This window comes from Mycobacterium sp. ACS4054, assembly GCF_001667275.1.
Lineage (GTDB): Bacteria > Actinomycetota > Actinomycetes > Mycobacteriales > Mycobacteriaceae > Mycobacterium.
In genome coordinates this window covers 289,511-305,885 of record NZ_LZHV01000061.1, presented here as the reverse complement: position 1 = coordinate 305,885, position 16,375 = coordinate 289,511, and the positions used below count along the sequence as shown (strand labels likewise).

At 68.0% G+C, this 16,375-nt stretch carries 14 protein-coding genes; 7 read left to right on the top strand and 7 right to left on the bottom strand.

Going from position 1 to position 16,375, the window contains the following annotated elements; genetic code table 11:
* The first annotated feature begins 9 nt into the window (after positions 1 to 9).
* Both A5730_RS20065 and A5730_RS20060 read left to right on the top strand, forming a co-directional pair.
* Positions 10 to 777, top strand: coding sequence for an STAS domain-containing protein (locus A5730_RS20065; RefSeq protein ID WP_197506296.1), 768 nt, complete (start codon positions 10 to 12; stop codon positions 775 to 777).
* Positions 778 to 864: 87 nt separating this feature from the next.
* Positions 865 to 1,731 carry an LLM class flavin-dependent oxidoreductase gene (locus A5730_RS20060; RefSeq protein ID WP_055402690.1) on the top strand — a complete coding sequence of 289 codons (867 nt, stop codon included), beginning with the start codon at positions 865 to 867 and terminating at the stop codon, positions 1,729 to 1,731.
* 39 nt (positions 1,732 to 1,770) lie between these two features.
* Here the strand turns inward: A5730_RS20060 and A5730_RS20055 are convergent, their stop codons facing one another.
* Entirely contained in the window at positions 1,771 to 2,568 is a 798-nt protein-coding gene (locus tag A5730_RS20055; RefSeq protein ID WP_197506302.1) for an enoyl-CoA hydratase/isomerase family protein, read from the bottom strand.
* Positions 2,569 to 2,651: 83 nt separating this feature from the next.
* Here A5730_RS20055 and A5730_RS20050 point away from each other — a divergent pair, with 83 nt between their 5' ends.
* Positions 2,652 to 3,569, top strand: coding sequence for an SAM-dependent methyltransferase (locus tag A5730_RS20050; protein ID WP_067904215.1), 918 nt, complete (start codon positions 2,652 to 2,654; stop codon positions 3,567 to 3,569).
* Here the strand turns inward: A5730_RS20050 and A5730_RS20045 are convergent.
* Positions 3,566 to 5,506 (bottom strand): fumarylacetoacetate hydrolase family protein, encoded by a 1,941-nt coding sequence (locus tag A5730_RS20045; RefSeq protein ID WP_067904213.1) that lies wholly within the window; start codon positions 5,504 to 5,506, stop codon positions 3,566 to 3,568. The genes A5730_RS20050 and A5730_RS20045 overlap by 4 nt on opposite strands.
* Positions 5,503 to 7,770: an ATP-dependent DNA ligase gene (locus A5730_RS20040; RefSeq protein WP_067904210.1), complete on the bottom strand. Its 2,268-nt coding sequence runs from the start codon at positions 7,768 to 7,770 to the stop codon at positions 5,503 to 5,505. The genes A5730_RS20045 and A5730_RS20040 overlap by 4 nt, the downstream gene beginning before the upstream one ends.
* Positions 7,771 to 7,806: 36 nt before the next feature.
* Here A5730_RS20040 and A5730_RS20035 point away from each other — a divergent pair, with 36 nt between their 5' ends.
* Positions 7,807 to 8,742, top strand: coding sequence for a carbohydrate kinase (locus tag A5730_RS20035; RefSeq protein ID WP_067904206.1), 936 nt, complete (start codon positions 7,807 to 7,809; stop codon positions 8,740 to 8,742).
* Positions 8,743 to 8,832: 90 nt separating this feature from the next.
* Positions 8,833 to 9,741 carry a Ku protein gene (locus tag A5730_RS20030; protein ID WP_067904204.1) on the top strand — a complete coding sequence of 303 codons (909 nt, stop codon included), beginning with the start codon at positions 8,833 to 8,835 and terminating at the stop codon, positions 9,739 to 9,741.
* A gap of 10 nt (positions 9,742 to 9,751) precedes the next feature.
* Here the strand turns inward: A5730_RS20030 and pstA are convergent, their stop codons facing one another.
* The 4 genes from pstA to pstS (A5730_RS20010) all read right to left on the bottom strand — a co-directional run bounded on the left by pstA (position 9,752) and on the right by pstS (A5730_RS20010) (position 14,065).
* Positions 9,752 to 10,654 (bottom strand): phosphate ABC transporter permease PstA, encoded by a 903-nt coding sequence (gene pstA, locus A5730_RS20025; protein WP_055404760.1) that lies wholly within the window; start codon positions 10,652 to 10,654, stop codon positions 9,752 to 9,754.
* Positions 10,651 to 11,586, bottom strand: a complete 936-nt coding sequence (gene pstC / locus A5730_RS20020) for a phosphate ABC transporter permease subunit PstC (protein ID WP_156745873.1) — start codon at positions 11,584 to 11,586, stop codon at positions 10,651 to 10,653. Before pstC ends, pstA begins: the two co-directional genes overlap by 4 nt.
* A gap of 69 nt (positions 11,587 to 11,655) precedes the next feature.
* Positions 11,656 to 12,768 carry a phosphate ABC transporter substrate-binding protein PstS gene (gene pstS, locus A5730_RS20015; RefSeq protein WP_067904197.1) on the bottom strand — a complete coding sequence of 371 codons (1,113 nt, stop codon included), beginning with the start codon at positions 12,766 to 12,768 and terminating at the stop codon, positions 11,656 to 11,658.
* Between the two features lie 184 nt (positions 12,769 to 12,952).
* Positions 12,953 to 14,065, bottom strand: coding sequence for a phosphate ABC transporter substrate-binding protein PstS (pstS, locus tag A5730_RS20010; protein WP_067904194.1), 1,113 nt, complete (start codon positions 14,063 to 14,065; stop codon positions 12,953 to 12,955).
* A gap of 268 nt (positions 14,066 to 14,333) precedes the next feature.
* On the opposite strand from pstS (A5730_RS20010), the gene A5730_RS20005 reads away from it, so the two are divergent.
* Together A5730_RS20005 and A5730_RS20000 are read left to right on the top strand one after the other, a co-directional pair.
* Entirely contained in the window at positions 14,334 to 15,125 is a 792-nt protein-coding gene (locus A5730_RS20005) for an SDR family oxidoreductase (RefSeq protein ID WP_067904192.1), read from the top strand.
* Positions 15,126 to 15,230: 105 nt separating this feature from the next.
* Positions 15,231 to 16,307: a diacylglycerol kinase gene (locus A5730_RS20000; protein WP_067904189.1), complete on the top strand. Its 1,077-nt coding sequence runs from the start codon at positions 15,231 to 15,233 to the stop codon at positions 16,305 to 16,307.
* Positions 16,308 to 16,375 lie beyond the last annotated feature (68 nt).

Here is a 16,375-nt window from a genome sequence, read left to right as displayed (position 1 = left end):
GGGGTCGCGGTGGCGAGCTCGGTAGCTGAGTCCCCCAGCACGCTGGCCGTCGCGACGCGGACGGACGAATCGGTCACCGTGCTGACCGTCGACGGCGTGCTCGACACCACCAACTCCGCGGCCCTGCGCGACCACATCCTGCAGGCCACGTTGGACGAACCCGCCGCCGTCGTCGTCAACATCTCGGCGCTCAAGGTGCTCGCCGAACTGGCGTGGTCGACCTTCATCGGGGCGCACTGGCAAGTCCGCAGCAACCCCAATGTGCCGATCGTGTTGGTCTGCGCGCACCGCGGCACCCGCGAGTCGATCGCCCGCAGCGGCGTCGCCTACTTCATGCCGGTCTACTCGACCGAGAAGGCGGCGATGAAGGCGCTGGGTCAGCAGAGCCGGCGTGCGGTGCGCCGCGCCGACGCGCAGCTGCCCGCCGACCTGACCAGCCTGCGCGAATCGCGGCGCCTGGTCCGCGAGTGGCTGACCGCGTGGTCGCAGTCCACGCTCATCCCCGTCGCGCTGGTCGTGGTCAACGTGTTCGTCGAGAACGTGCTGGAACACACCGCGAGCGTGCCCGTGATGCGGATCGAGAGCCACGGCGCGACCGCGACCATCGCGGTGTCCGACAGCAGCCACGCCCCGGCCCTGCGGCTGCCGTCGTCGGGCCCCGGCATCGACGTCTCCGGCCTGGCGATCGTCGATGCGTTGTCCCGGGCGTGGGGCAGCACCCCCACGTCGTCCGGCAAGACGGTGTGGGCGGTCATCGGCCCCGAAAACCAGCTCTGACGCCTTATTGTCTGGGAACCCGCGCACGGGTAGAACTAGAACACGTTCTAATCTCGTGTGACGACCCGTTCCAGGAAGGCGGATCACGTGCGGTTCACCTACGCGGAGGCGATGACCGACCATCGGTACTACATCCCGCTGGCCCAGGCGGCCGAGGCGGCGGGGTATCACGCGATGACGATCGCCGACAGCATCGCCTACCCCTTCGAGTCCGACTCGAAGTACCCGTACACGCCGGACGGCGACCGCGAGTTCCTGGACGGCAAGGAGTTCATCGAAACCTTCGTGCTGACAGCGGCTTTGGGGGCGGTGACGACGAAGTTGCACTTCAATTTCTTCGTCCTCAAGCTGCCCATCCGGCCGCCGGCGCTAGTGGCCAAGCAGATCGGCTCGTTGGCGGCGATGACCAACAACCGGGTGGGTTTCGGCGTCGGCACCAGCCCCTGGCCGGAGGACTACGAGCTGCTGGGCGTCCCGTTCGCCAAGCGCGGCAAGCGCATGGACGAATGCATCGAGATCATTCAGGGCCTCACCACAGGTGACTACTTCGAGTTCCACGGCGAGTTCTACGACATCCCGAAGACCAAGATGACGCCGGCTCCCACCCAGCCGATCCCGATCCTGATCGGTGGGCACGCCGACGCGGCGCTGCGCCGCGCCGCGCGGCTGGACGGCTGGATGCACGGCGGCGGCGACCCGGAGGAGCTCGACGGGCTGATCGCCAAGCTCAAGCGGTATCGGGAGGAAGCGGGCAAGACCGGGCCGTTCCAGATTCACGTCATCTCGGTCGACGCCTACACCGTCGACGGCATCAAACGCCTCGAGGACAAGGGCGTCACCGACGCCATCGTTGGCTTCCGCATTCCCTACATCAAGGGCAAGGACACCGAGCCGCTGGAGACCAAGATCCGCAATCTGGAGATGTTCGCCGAGAACGTGATCGCGAAGGTCTAGCCTAGCGGCGGGCCGCCGCCATCAGGCAGCGGCGGTCCCTCACAGCCGATCCCACTTCGGGGCCCGCTTCTCCCGGTGCGCCATGGCCGCCTCGACGGGATTGTTGGTGAAACCGCTGAGGATCTGGGTGCGGTTCTCGATCTCGATGGCGTGGCGCAAGCTCGGCGCGTCCAGCGCCGCGTTGAGGCCGATCTTGGTCTGCCACACGCCGTAGGCGTTGTTCTCGGCGAACGAGCGGGCGACCTTCAGCGCGGCCGCCATGAGCTCGTCGGCGGCCACCACCTCGTGCACCAACTTGATGCGGTAGGCCTCGGCCGCGTCGATGATCCGGCCGGACAGCATGAGTTCGCGCGCCACCCCGGCGCCGACGATCTTCGGCAGGAGGTAGCTGGTGCCCATGTCCATCGACGAGAAGCCCGCCTTGATGAACGCAGACCCGAACCGGGCCTGCTCGGACGCGACCCGGACATCGGAGACAAGTGTGAACGCCAGCCCTCCCCCGACGGCGACGCCGTTGACCGCGGCGACCACCGGAATGGGCAACTCGTAGATCCGGATGAACAGGTCGGCGAGCCGGACCTGGGAGTCGTAGTTGACCTTGAACGGCGGGGTCGACGGCCTGGGCTTGGTCCACGGCTCGCCGGTGCCGCTCAGGTCGGCACCCGCGCAGAATCCGCGACCGGCGCCGGTCAGGATCGCGGCCCTGAACTCGCCGGCGGCGAGTTCGGCCAGGGCGTGGTCCACGCCGTCGATCAGCGATCCGTCGATGGCGTTGAGACGCTCGGGGCGGTTCAGGGTGACGAGGGCGATGTCGTCTTCGAGGGTTTCCAATTCCACTGCGGGCATGGAGAAACCGTAGGCGACGCGGAAGTTCACGGAAGGGGCATACGGTGGTTTTGCCGCGACGTCGAAGGAGAACCATGGCACGAACCGAAGGTGACAGCTGGGACCTGGCCAACAGCGTGGGAGCGACGGCCACCATGGTCGCCGCCGCCCGGGCCGCCGCGAGCAAGCGGCCGCAGCCGGTGATCACGGATGACTTCGCCGAACCCCTGGTGCGTGCCGTCGGGTTGGACGTCTTCACCAAGCTGGCCAGCGGTGAACTGGATTCCGACGAACTCGAGCGGACCGTGGGCTTCGCCCGGATGGTCGACACGTTCGCGGCCCGCGCGCGGTATTTCGACGACTACTTCGCCGCCGCCGGCGAAGCGGGGCTGCTGCAGGTGGTGATCGTGGCGTCGGGTCTGGATTCGCGCGCCTACCGGCTGCGCTGGCCGATCGGAACGATCGTGTACGAGATCGATCAGCCCGAGGTGATCGCGTTCAAGGCTGCGACGATGTCGGAGATCGGGGCGGCGCCCACCGCCAAGCTTCGCGAGGTCGGGATCGATCTGCGCGAGGATTGGCCGGCGGCGCTTCAGGACGAGGGCTTCGATCCGGCCCACCCCACCGCATGGCTCGCCGAGGGGGTGCTGATCGGATGGCTCCCCCCGGAGGCCGAGGTTCGGCTGCTGGATTCCATCATCCCGCTGTCCGCCGAGGGCAGCCGGTTCGCCGCCGACTACGGAACGGTGACCGGGACTTCGCCGGAGGCCCAGGAACAAGCCCGGCTGATGAACGAGGGCTGGCGACGATGGGGACTCGACATGGATCTCGGCAAGTTGACGTACCCGGGCGAGCACACCGACGTCGCCGCGCATCTGCACGACAACGGGTGGAACACCAACCAATCCCGGCTGACCGATTTGTTCGCCGCCGCGGGGCTGCCCGAGCTGGGGCCGGCCGCGCAGCAGGTTCCGTCCACCACCATCAGTTTCGTTCGGGCCGTTCGGGTTTAGCCGGCACCCCGCTTGGCCAGCCACTCGGCCTGCATCACCAGCAAGGCCATCACCTCCAGCTGCGGGGTCTCGGGGTCCAGTTCGCGGTAACGCTGGTAGACGTTGACGACGACGCGCTCCGCGTCCAGCCAGGTCCCGTACTTGCCGAGGTCTATGGTGTCCGCCGCCTCGGACCACGACAGGCCGCGGCGATACGCGGCCTCGGCCTGTTCGGACACATGCGCGAGATACCCACGGACGGCGCGGATTCCGTCCGGGTCGCTGACGGGCCCGTGGCCGGGCACCACCGTCGGCGCGTCGAGCCCGATCATGGTGTCGCACGCGGTGATCCAGTTGGCGATCGGGCCGGCCCACACGATCGGGGTGCAGCCGATGAACAGCAGGTCGCCGCCGAACAGCACCCCGGCGTCGGGCACGTGCACCACCGAATCCGCGGCGGTGTGCGCGGGGCCCAGGTTCAGCAGGTCGACGCGCCGCCCGCCCACCTCGATGGTCAGGTCGCGCTCGAAGGTCTGATCGGCATTGCGCACCGTGATGCCGCTGAAGTCGAAGTGCCCGAATCGGTCTCGCGTGTAGGGCGTCGCGACCGGGCCGAGGTTCGCGGTCTGCGCCATCGCCAGCATCTCGGGCGCCATGCCGTGCGCGATCTCCTCGGCGGTGCCCCTCGCGGCGATGATCCGCACCGAGGCGTCGAGCAGTTGATTGCCGTGGGTGTGGTCCCCGTTGGAGTGCGTGATCAGCGCGTCGGTGATGGGTGCCGTCGAGGTGAGATCTCGCATGGCGGTGAGCATTTCACGAGTCAGCGCCAGGTCGAACAGGGTGTCGACGAGCAGCGACGCCCCGTCTCCGGCGACCAGCCCGGCGTTGCTCCAGCCGTAGCCGCCGTCCGGCAGCGTCCAGGCCCATACCCGGTCGGCGATTTGGTGCAGGCCGCGAGTGTAGGGCACCTTCGCCGGCGCGCGGTTCACCCGGGGAGCGGCGGGCGCGGCGTCCGGGTTGGGCCGGGCCGCCAGCGGGTGCGGCTCGCCGCTGGCGCGCACGGTCTGCCGGGTCTCGCCGAGCCCCTGGACTTGCAGCGTGACGACGTCACCGTCGTGCAGCCAGCCGGGGAACGCGTCCAGCGCCGCCGGGTTCAGGTGCTCGACCAGCGTGCAGGTCGGCACGGTGCCCGACCCGATGACGTCGCCGGGGGCGAGGGTCACGCCGCGCGAGGCGTAGGAGATGACTTCGCCGAAGCTCCAATCCATTTGGGCGGTCGACCCCGATCCGATCACGGCGCCGTTGACCAGGGCGGTGACCTGCAGGTCCAACTTGCCGTCCCGTCGGTAGGGCTCGAGTTCGTCCGGCGTCACCAGGTACGGGCCCAGCGTGACGCCGCTGTCCTTGCCCTTGCCCTGGCCGATCCCCAGTTGGCTTTCCATCTGCTGCAGGTCGCGCGCGGACCAATCGTTGAAGATGGTGTAGCCGGCGATCGCCCGCTCGGCCTCGTCGACGGAAAGGTCCCGCCCGCCGGTGCCGATGACCGCGGCGATCTCCAATTCGAAGTCCTGCCACGCGCTTCCGGGCGCGGTCGGGGCGTCGTCGTAGGGGCCTAAAACGGTTGCGGGGCAGGCGAAGTAAAACGCGGGGATGCGATACCAAGTGTCGGCGAGTGTCCGCCCGGCGCCGAGCGCCGCCTGGCAGTTGCGCATGTGATCCAGAAAGCACAACGAGTCGCGGATGGACGGCGGGCGCGGGATGGGTGCCAGCAGCCGCACCCCATTCACGGGCACCGGCGCCGCGGCCTGCAGCGCCTCCTCGCCCGCCGCGCGCAAGCCCTCGGCGCCGCGCCCGATCAGCTCGAGCAGCGTCACACCCGCGGGCATCGCGTGGACGGCGTCACCGGAGAGCACCCCGGTGCGTTCACCGTCGGCGTCGGCGTAGGTCACCCATTTCATTCGCGCACCACCTCACTCGGGTCCTTGTCGGGCCTTAGCCCACGCCAACTCGATTGGCGCAGCCGGTCATCCGGGGTCCACTCGCTATAGCGCACCTCGCCCACCAGCACGGGCTCGACGTACGTCACGCCGCGGGCCTCGCTGCGGGGAAGGGGCGGGTCGAACGGGGATCGGTCGGTGTGCAGCGGCGCCAGGGTCTTCTTCAGGTTGGCCAGGTCGCGTTCGGTGAAGCCTGTGCCGACCCGCCCGGCGAAGTGCAGGCCGCCGTCGGTCGGGATGCCCATCAGCAGTGAGCCGATGCCGCTGCTGCGCCCGCCCTCTCCGGCCTTCCACCCGCCGATCACGACTTCCTGCGTGTTCCAATGCTTGTCCTTGATCCACGACGCCGAGCGGCGGCCGGGCTGATAGGTGGAGTCGCGCTTCTTGGCGACCACGCCCTCCCAACCGTGTTTGGCGGAATGCTCCAGCGCCTGCTTGCCGTCGCCCGGCAACAACTCGGGGACGATGAGGCCGCCGCCACTGGCCAGCATTTCCAACAGCTTTCGGCGGTCCTGGTAGCGCGCCCGCAGCAACGACCGCCCGTCCAGGTACAGCAGGTCGAACGCCCAGAATTCCACCCGGCTCCCCCGCCCCCGGTTCTGCATCGCGTGAAAGCTCGGCACCCCGTGCGCGTCCAAGACGACGGCCTCGCCGTCGAGGACCACGTGGTGGTCGGCGAGATCGGCTGCCAGCGTACGCAATTGGGGATACTCGTTGGTCACCTCGCGGCCCCGCCGGGACCGCACCCGCAGGTCGCCGTGGTCGATCTCGACCAGCAGCCGGTAACCGTCCCATTTGCCTTCGAAGGCCCATTGGCCCGCCTTGCGCGCCGCGATCGAGCCGTGGGTGGCGAGCATGGGTGCGATCCCGTCGAAGTCGAAGGCCTTCTGCTCCTTCATCCGGTGCGCCAGCCACTGGTTGCCGTTCGTTTGAATCAGGGCGTAGCGGCCGGAGACCTTGTTGCCGTGCAGGTTGACGATGACCTCGTCCTCCAGGAACTTCTCCGCCTCGTAGGTGCCGGCGTCCCAGATGATCACCTTCCCGGCGCCGTACTCCCCTTTGGGGATGTTGCCCTCGAAGGTGGCGTATTCCAGCGGATGATCCTCGGTGTGCACCGCCAGGTGGTTCACCGAGGTGGTTTCGGGCAGGTTCTTCGGCACCGCCCACGACACCAGCACGCCGTCGCGCTCCAGCCGGAAGTCATAATGCAGCCGGCGGGCGTGGTGCTCTTGGATGACGAACGAATTGCCTTGTCCGGTGGTGGGTTTGGTCCGCGGAACCGGCTCCGGGGTTTTCGATGCGTCTCGCATGCTGCGGTACTTGCTCAGCCGGTCCGGGACGGCGACATCCTGGTCGAGGGCCGCCAGCAGGTCGCCGTCGCGCGCCACCCGCTCCAGGACCTCGTCGTAGCGCAGCTGGCGCAGCGCCGGATCGCCGATCTCCGCCCAGGTGCGTGGCGCCGCTACCGTCGGATGTTCGCGTCCGCGCAACGAATACGGTGCGATGGTCGTCTTGGATCCGTTGTTCTGGCTCCAGTCGAGGAACACCTTTCCCGCCCGCAGGCTGCGGGTCATGGTTGACGTGACCAGCTTGGGCATCGACCGCTCCAGTTGCTGGGCAACCCGTTTCGCCAATACCGTGGCGCCCTTGCTGCTCACCGGCTCCGCCAGCGGGGCGTACAGGTGCAGGCCCTTGCTGCCGCTGGTGAGCGGGAACAGCGTCAGCCCGATCCCGTCCATCAGATCGCGGACGGCGTGGGCCACCTCGCACAGCTGCGCCATGGTCACGCCTTCGCCGGGGTCGAGGTCGAACACCAGGCGGGTGGCCGGGCCGGGCTTGAGCTCCTCGGCCTTGCTCCGCGTCCACTCGGCGACGAACCGCCACTGCGGCACGTGCACTTCCAGGGCGGCCTGTTGCGCGATCCAGGCCAGCCCCTCCGGGGTGTCGATGATCGGATACGTCGTGGTGCCGGACCGGTGCGTGACGCTGGCGCGCGGCAGCCAGTCCGGCGCCGACGAGGCCAGTTGTTTTTCGAAAAATGAATCCTGCTCGACGCCGTTGGGCCAGCGCTTGCGGGTGGCCGGGCGGCCCGCGACGTGCGGGATCATCACCTCGGCGATCCGGGTGTAATAGTCGAAGACGTCGCGCTTCGTGGTACCGGTGGCGGGGTACAGCACCTTCTCGGCGTTGGTCAGCCGCACCCGGGGCGCCGCCGTCGCACTCATAGTGTCAACGTACGTCGTCTGGCGAGGGGTGAGGTTATGGCCCGCGGGCTGGTGATCGGCGAGGCGCTGATCGACAGGGTCGAAAACTTCGGTGATGCCGGGCGCGGAGTCGCCGAGCATGTCGGCGGCAGCCCGCTCAACGTCGCGGTGGGGCTCGCCCGGCTCGGCCACGAAATCGACTTCTTGACCCACATCGCCGACGACGAAGCCGGCAGGCGCATCGCCGAACACCTCACATCCGCTGGCGTCCAGCTGGTTCCGGGAAGCACGTCGGCGCGCCGGACGCCGACCGCGCGCGCGACGATCGGTGAGGACGGCACGGCGACCTACACATTCGACCTGGACTGGCGGCTGGCCGGCACGCCCGAAGCCGCGCCGCCCCTGTTGGTGCACACCGGGTCCATCGCCGCCGTGCGCGAGCCCGGCTGCCTCGCCGTCGCGGCGCTGCTCGACGCCTACCACGTGTCGGCCACCGTGAGCTTCGATCCCAACGTGCGCCCGTCGCTGATCACCGACCCGACGCTCGCCCGCGCGCGCATCGCGCACCTGGTGGAGCGCAGCGACATCGTTAAGGCCAGCGACGAGGACCTGAGGTGGATCGCCCCCGATCACCAACCGGAACGCACCGCGAGAAGCTGGCTGGCCTCGGGGCCGGCGGTCGTCGTCGTGACGATGGGCGCCCGCGGGTCGCTGGCGTTCTGCGCGGCCGGCGAGGCGCGGGCGGCGGCCCGGCCGGTGCGGGTGGTGGACACCGTCGGCGCCGGCGACGCCTTCACGGTCGGCCTGATCGACGCGCTGTGGGGAATGGGAGTGTTGGGCGCCGACCGGCGGGCCGCCCTGCGCCGCATCCCCGTCGACGCCCTGACGGCCGCGCTCGAGGCGGCCAGCCTGTCGTCGGCGGTGACCGTCGGCCGCGCCGGGGCGGACCTCCCCGATCGCGCCGCGCTGCGCGCCCAGGCAAACGGGCCCTAGCCCGCCGGCAGGCTTCGATGCGGTCACGAGCTGCGGCGCGACGGCCCCGCGTCCTGTTAGCCGGCGAACTGTATGGGCATACTGACTTACATGCGCTCCATCTGGAAGGGCTCTATCGCGTTCGGACTGGTCAACGTCCCGGTGAAGGTGTACAGCGCCACCCAGGACCACGACATCAAGTTCCATCAGGTGCACGCCAAGGACAACGGGCGCATCCGATACCAACGCGTGTGCGAGGTGGACGGCGAGGTCGTCGAATACCGGGACATCGCCCGGGCCTACGAATCCGACGACGGCCAGATGGTGATCATCACCGACGACGACATCGCCACCCTGCCCGAGGAGCGCAGCCGCGAGATCGAGGTGCTGGAGTTCGTGCCGGCCAGCGAAGTCGATCCGATGCTGTTCGACCGCAGTTACTTCCTGGAGCCCGATTCCAAGTCGTCGAAATCCTATGTGCTGCTGGCCAAGACGCTAGCCGAGACGGATCGGATGGCGATCGTGCACTTCACGCTGCGCAACAAGACGCGGCTGGCGGCGTTGCGGGTCAAGGACTTCGGCAAGCGCGACGTGATGGTGGTGCACACCTTGCTGTGGCCCGACGAGATCCGCGACCCGGATTTCCCGGTGCTGGACAAGAAGGTTGAGATCAAGCCGGCCGAACTCAAGATGGCCGGTCAGGTCGTGGAGTCGATGGCCGAAGACTTCAACCCCGACCGCTACCACGACACCTACCAGGAGCAGCTGCAGGAGCTGGTCGACGCCAAACTCGAAGGCGGAGAAGCGTTTACCACCGAGGAGCAGCCCAAGGAGCTGGACGAGACCGAGGACGTCTCGGACCTGCTGGCCAAGCTGGAGGCCAGCGTCAAGGCGCGCTCCGGTGGCGCAAAGGCTCCGGCCAAGAAGGCGCCGGCCAAGAAGACGGCGGCGAAGAAGACCGCCGCCAAGAAGACCGCGGCGAAGAAGGCGCCGGCCAAGAAGGCCGCTTCGAAGTCCTGACCCGGCGCGCTCAGCGCCGGCGGGTCGCCAGGAACCGGGTCGCCGCAGCGATCAGGTTGATCACGGCGACGATGATGATCAGGCTCAGCGCCGCACCCCAGATGCGCAGGAAACCGGCGTGTTCGGGGTTGGTGAGCTCGGTGTAGATCAGCAGCGGCAGGGAGGCCATGTTGCCGTGGAAGATGTCGACGTTGATCGACCGGCTGTATCCGACCAGCACCAGCACCGGGGCGGTCTCGCCGACGACCCGGGCGACCGACAACAAGACCCCGGAGACGATGCCGGGCATGGCGATCGGGAACACGATCCGCATGATGGTCTTCCATTTGGGAACGCCCAGCGCGTAGCTGGCTTCCCGCAGATCGTCGGGCACCAGCCGCAGCATCTCCTCGGCGGACCGCACCACCACGGGCAACATCAGCAGCACCAGCGCCAGCGACACCGCGAACGAGCTCTGCTGGAATCCCAGGGTGGCGATCCAGAGGCTGAAGATGAACAGCGCCGCCACGATGGAGGGCACCCCGGCGAGCACGTCGACCATGAACGTCGTCAGCCGCACCAGCCGCCCGGAACCGTATTCCACCAGGAAAACGGCCGTCATCAGCCCCAGCGGCACGGACAGCAGGGCGGCCACCCCGGCCTGCACCACGGTTCCGTACAGCGCGTGATAGATGCCGCCGGCGAACTGCTCCGGCAGCACGCCGTGCAGCGAATGCGTCCACCAGCCGGTCCGGGTGACCGCGTACCAGCCGCGGGCCACGACGACCGACAGCACCCAGACCAGCGGAACCAGCGCGATGAGGAAGGAGGCGACGAAGAAGACGGTGGCCGCGCTGTTGGTGATCCGGCGCCGAAAGCTCACGGGCCGGAACGCCTGGGTTTTGACCGGCCGGTCGAACACGCTGGCCGTCATCCGTTGACCTTCCCGCCGGCGATGGCCCGCGCCAGCGCGTTGACGACGAAGGTCAAGACGAACAGCGCGAATCCCGCGGCGATGTAGGCGCCGGTGGGCAGCGGTTCGCTGAATTCGGCTGCGGCGGAGGCGATCTTGGAGGCGAAGGTGTAGCCGCCGTCGAACAGCGACCAGTTTCCCGGGCGCGCGGCCGAGCGCAAGATGATCAGCACCGCCACGGTCTCGCCGAGCGCGCGCCCCAAGCCCAGCATCGACGCCGCGATGACACCGCTGCGGCCGAACGGCAGCACGGTCATCCGCACCACCTCCCACTTGGTGGCGCCCAGCGCCTGCGCCGCTTCCATCTGGATGTGCGGGGTCTGGCGGAACACCTCGCGGGACACCGAGGTGATGATCGGCAGGATCATCGCCGAAAGGACGATGCCAGCGGTGAAGATGGTTCCGCCGCCGGCCAGCGATACGTTGCCCTGCCTGAACAGGAACAACCAGCCCAGGTTGCGGTTGAGGAACGCCGCGACGGGCTCGATCTTGGGCGCCAGCACGAAGATGCCCCACAACCCGAAGATGATCGAGGGCACCGCGGCCAGCAGGTCGACGACGGCGCCGAACGGGCGGGCCAAACGCTTGGGCGCGTATTGGGTGAGGAACACCGCGATCCCGACCGCCACCGGCACCGCGAGCACCAGCGCGGTCAGCGAGCTCAGCACCGTGACCATCAACAGGTCGCGGATGCCGAAGGCGAGCTTAGCCGGGTCGGTGGTGCTGAACTGGGCGCTGGTGAAGAAGTTCGCGTGGTTGACCCGCAACGCCGGAACGGCACGAATCAGCAGAAACACCGCGATCAGCAGGATCGCGACCACGATCGTCGACCCGGCAGCGGCGGCCAGCAGCTTGAAGAGCCGGTCCCCCCGCCGAGCGGAGGGCGCGCCCAGCGCCTTGAGCCCGGGATTTTTCGGGGTCGACGGGCTGGCTACCGCTCCTCGGGTCACTACCACCTCAAATCACGTGATGGCGTTAATAGCGGCCGACAGTCTCGACTTGAACGAGTCGGGAATGGGAATGTACCCGTTGTCGGCCAGGCCACTCTGCCCCGCACCGATCGTACTTTGCAGGAACGCCTTCACGGCGGTGCCGACCTGTGAATCGGGATACTTCGAGCAAACGATCTCGTACGTCGCCAGCACGATCGGGTAGGACCCGGCTTGGGTCGGCTTGTAGAAGGACAGCGTGTCGAGCACCAGGTCGTTGCCCTGGCCGCTGATCTTGGCTCCGGAGATGGTCTTGCCGACCGAGTCGGAGCTGATGGCGACGGCGTCCGGGCCGGCCGGCGTGACGACCTTGGCCATGCTCAATTTCTGCGCCTGGGCGAACGACCACTCGTTGTAGGTGATCGACCCCTCGGTGGCCTTGATCGCCGCCGATGTGCCGTCGTTGCCCTTGGCGCCCTCGCCGACGCCGCCCTTGAACGTCTTGCCGGCGCCCTTGCCCCACGCGCCGTCGGAGGCGGCGTCCAGGTACTTCTGGAAGTTGTCGGTGGTGCCCGACTCGTCGTTGCGGAACACCACGTGAATCGGTTCGGCGGGCAGCGTGACGCCGGGGTTGAGCGCGGCGATGGCCGGGTCGTTCCAGGTCGTGATCGCGCCGTTGAAGATCTTCGCCGCCGTGGGACCGTCGAGGCTCAGCGAGCTCAGGCCCTTGACGTTGTAGGTGATGGCGATCGGGCCGAACACCACCGGCAGGTTCCACGCCGGCGAGCCGCAGCGCTGCTGTGCCGCGGCGTATTCCTTCGCGGCGAGCGGCGAGTCCGAACCGCCGAAATCGGTTTGGTTGCCGTTGAATTCGCTGATTCCGGCGCCCGAGCCGTTGGCCGTGTAGTTCAGCGTCTGGCCGGAGCAGGCCTGCTCGAAGGCGTTGACGAACCGCGTCATGGCGTTGGCCTGCGCGGTCGACCCGCTGGCCTTCAGCGTCTTCTTCCCGCCGCAGCTGACCTTGCCCGACGAGCCGCTCGTCGCGCCGCTCTCGCCCGTGGCGTTCTTGTCACTTCCGCACCCCGACAACACCAGCGCGCCGGCGGTCACGACGCTCAGCGCGGCACCGAATCGGTTGAGTTTCAAGTCACTTCCTAACGGTAGGGAGGAAACATGTGTGCCGACGTCCTGTTGGCAATCGAGCGTCGACCGGCGTCTCTCGCAGCAAGGAAGCTAACAGCAACAAGGTTAACGTTGGGCAAATTGCTGTCGGCTGATTGTCGCTGGCCAAGGCGGCTTGAGGGAGCCCCGCACACCTGTGCAAGGGTGCTCACGAAATGGCGTCGATCGCCGCCGACAGCCGGGACTTGAACGACTGCGGGACGGGAACGTAGCCGTTGTTCGTCAAGCCGTCCTGACCGGCACCCACAGTGCTCTGCAGGAACGCCTTCACGGCCGCGGCGACCTGCGGGTCGGGATACTTCGAGCAGACGATCTCATACGTCGCGAGCACGATGGGGTAGGAGCCGGGCTGGGTCGGCTTGTAGAAGGAGAAGGTGTCGACGACCAGGTCGTTTCCGTCCTCGCTGAAGTCGGCGCCGGCGATCGTCTTGCCGACCGAGTCGGCGCTGATGGCCACGGCGTCCGGGCCGGCCGAGGTGACGACCTTGGCCATGTCGAGCTTTTGCGCCTGCGCGAACGACCACTCGACATAGGTGATCGAGCCCTCGGTGGCCTTGACCGCCGCGGACGCGCCGTCGTTGCCTCTGACCCCTTCACCGACGCCGCCGTTGAACGTCTTCCCGATGCCCTTGTCCCAGACGCCGTTGGCGGCCGAGTCCAGGTATTTCTGGAAATTGTCGGTGGTGCCGGACTGGTCGTTGCGGAAGATCACCCGGATCGGCTCGGCGGGAAACGCGACGCCGGGGTTCAACGCCGCAATGGCCGGATCGTTCCACGCGGTGACCGCGCCTTTGAACACTCGCGCGGCCGTGGGGCCGTCCAGGTTCAGCGAAGCGACACCGGCAACGTGGAAGGCGATCGCGATCGGGCCGAACACCACCGGCAAATTCCAGGCCGGCGAACCGCAGCGTTGCCGGGCCGCGAAGTATTCGATGGACGCGAGCGGCGAGTCGGACCCCGCGAAATCCGTTTGATCGCCCGTGAACTCGCCGATACCCGCGCCCGAACCGTTCGGCGTGTAATTCAGCGTCTGGCCGGGGCAGGCCTGCTCGAAGGCCTTGATGAAGCGGGTCATCGCGTTCGCCTGGGCGGTCGACCCGCTCGCCTTCAGCGACTTCGCCCCGCCGCAGCTCACCTTGCTGGTCGAGGTTCCCGGCCCGCCGCGGTCCCCGGCCCCGTTCTCGTTACTTCCGCAGCCCGCCACCGCCAGGGCAACCACGGTCGCGACGCCCAGCGCCGCACGAAATCGCTTCAGCCGCAAATTGATTCCCGACGGGAGAAGTCAACCATGATCGCCACCATTCGCTAGCCGCCGCGCGCCGGCAAATTTTTCAGCACTAAGGCTAACGCCGCGCGAATGATCTCGCAGTGGACGCGAACGGCGGCCGGGTCGTCCGGTGGCCGATGGGCAGCGGGCGTTACATCGCGCCGCCGATATGCAAAAGTAGAACCTGTTCCAGAAATGCCGCATCCGAGACGGCCGGGCTTGCTACCGTGTCGGCTGACAACTTGGGCGAAGAGAGGCCGCAATGATCCTTGACAGATTTCGTCTCGACGACAAAGTCGCCGTCATCACCGGTGCCGGCCGCGGCCTCGGGGCCGCCATGGCGGTGGCTTTCGCCGAGGCGGGCGCCGATGTGCTGATCGCCTCGCGCACGGAATCGCAACTAGAAGCCGTCGCCGAAGAGGTCCGCGCCGCCGGACGGCGGGCGCACATCGTCGCCGCCGACCTGGCCCACCCGGAGGCGACCGCCGAGCTGGCCGGCCAGGCCGTCGAGGCCTTCGGGAAACTAGACATCGTCGTCAACAACGTCGGCGGCACCATGCCCAACACGCTCCTGACCACCTCGACCAAAGACCTCAAGGACGCGTTCACCTTCAACGTCGCCACCGCCCACGCGCTCACCATCGCGGCGGTGCCCCTGATGCTGGAGCACTCCGGCGGCGGCAGCATCATCAACATCACCTCGACCATGGGCCGGCTGGCCGGACGGGGTTTCGCCGCCTACGCCACCGCCAAGGCCGCGCTGGCGCACTACACCCGGTCGGCCGCGCTGGACCTGTGCCCGCGCATCCGCGTCAACGCGATCGCGCCGGGATCGATCCTGACCTCCGCGCTGGACGTGGTCGCGTCCAACGACGAACTGCGCGCGCCGATGGAAAAGGCGACCCCGCTGCGCCGCCTCGGCGATCCCGTCGACATCGCCGCCGCCGCAGTCTATTTGGCGTCACCGGCGGGCAGCTTCCTGACCGGCAAGACGCTCGAGGTCGACGGCGGCCTCACCTACCCCAACCTCGACATCCCCGTCCCGGACCTGTGACCCCTTGACGCGCGAGCAGACGCAAACTCGCCTGCGCGCCCCGCAGTTCATGCGATTTTGCGTCTGCTCGCGGTCGTGAACCAACCACCCCCTAAGGAGACCGTCATGCCCATCCCCGTCGTCCAGCTGGGCACCGGCAATGTCGGCGTCCACGCGCTGCGAGCGCTCATCACCAACCCCGAGTTCGAGCTCAGAGGCGTCTGGGTGTCATCGGACGCCAAGGCCGGCAAGGACGCGGCCGAGCTTGCCGGACTTGACGATTCGACCGGCGTGCTGGCCAGTACCGACCTGGACGCCGTGTTGGCCACCGGCCCACAGTGCGCCGTCTACAACGCGCTGGCCGACAACCGGTTGCCCGAGGCGCTGGAGGACTACCGGCGCGTCCTGGCCGCCGGGATCAACATCGTCGGCAGCGGTCCGGTCTTTCTGCAGTACCCGTGGGAGGTGATCCCCGAGGAGCTCATCAAACCCATCGAAGACGCTGCGCGCGAAGGGAATTCGAGCGTGTACGTCAACGGGATCGATCCCGGCTTCGCCAACGACCTGCTGCCGATGGCACTGGCCGGCACCTGTCAGAACATCCAGCAGATTCGCTGCATGGAGATCGTCGACTACGCCACCTACGACAGCGCGGCCGTCATGTTCGACGTGATGGGCTTCGGGAAGCCGCTCGACGAGATACCCATGCTGCTGCAACCCGGCGTGCTCAGCCTGGCGTGGGGATCGGTGGTGCGGCAACTGGCGGCGGGCCTGGGCCTATCCCTCGACTCGGTCGCTCAGGAGTACGTGCGCGTGCCGGCGCCCGAGGACTTCGACATCGCCTCGGGGCACATCCCCAAGGGCAGCGCCGCCGCGTTGCGGTTCGAGGTGTTCGGCATGGTCGACGGCGACCCCGTCGTGGTCCTCGAACACGTGACCCGGCTGCGCGAGGACCTGTGCCCCGATTGGCCGCAGCCCGCCCAGCACGGCGGCTCCTACCGCATCGAGATCACCGGCGAACCGTCGTATGCCATGGACGTCTGCCTGAGCAGCCGCAAGGGCGACCACAACCACGCCGGACTGGTCGCCACCGCGATGCGGGTGGTCAACGCGATCCCCGCCGTTGTGGCCGCCCCGCCGGGAATCGTGACCACGCTGGACCTTCCCCTGATCACCGGCAAGGGGCTCTACCTGCCCGGGTGAGTGGCGCGCCGACGGCCGAGGCTTATCCGGCCGAATGACGGGTAGCCCTCCGGTGAACCCATAGTGTT

Excerpts from the sequence above, each read along its gene's own strand:
- A5730_RS20050 (WP_067904215.1), top strand. The coding sequence starts at position 2,652 with ATGGCACGAACCGAAGGTGACAGCTGGGACCTGGCCAACAGCGTGGGA.
- A5730_RS20045 (WP_067904213.1), bottom strand. The coding sequence starts at position 5,506 with ATGAAATGGGTGACCTACGCCGACGCCGACGGTGAACGCACCGGGGTG.
- A5730_RS20040 (WP_067904210.1), bottom strand. The coding sequence starts at position 7,770 with ATGAGTGCGACGGCGGCGCCCCGGGTGCGGCTGACCAACGCCGAGAAG.
- A5730_RS20035 (WP_067904206.1), top strand. The coding sequence starts at position 7,807 with ATGGCCCGCGGGCTGGTGATCGGCGAGGCGCTGATCGACAGGGTCGAA.
- A5730_RS20030 (WP_067904204.1), top strand. The coding sequence starts at position 8,833 with ATGCGCTCCATCTGGAAGGGCTCTATCGCGTTCGGACTGGTCAACGTC.
- pstA (WP_055404760.1), bottom strand. The coding sequence starts at position 10,654 with ATGACGGCCAGCGTGTTCGACCGGCCGGTCAAAACCCAGGCGTTCCGG.
- A5730_RS20005 (WP_067904192.1), top strand. The coding sequence starts at position 14,334 with ATGATCCTTGACAGATTTCGTCTCGACGACAAAGTCGCCGTCATCACC.
- A5730_RS20000 (WP_067904189.1), top strand. The coding sequence starts at position 15,231 with ATGCCCATCCCCGTCGTCCAGCTGGGCACCGGCAATGTCGGCGTCCAC.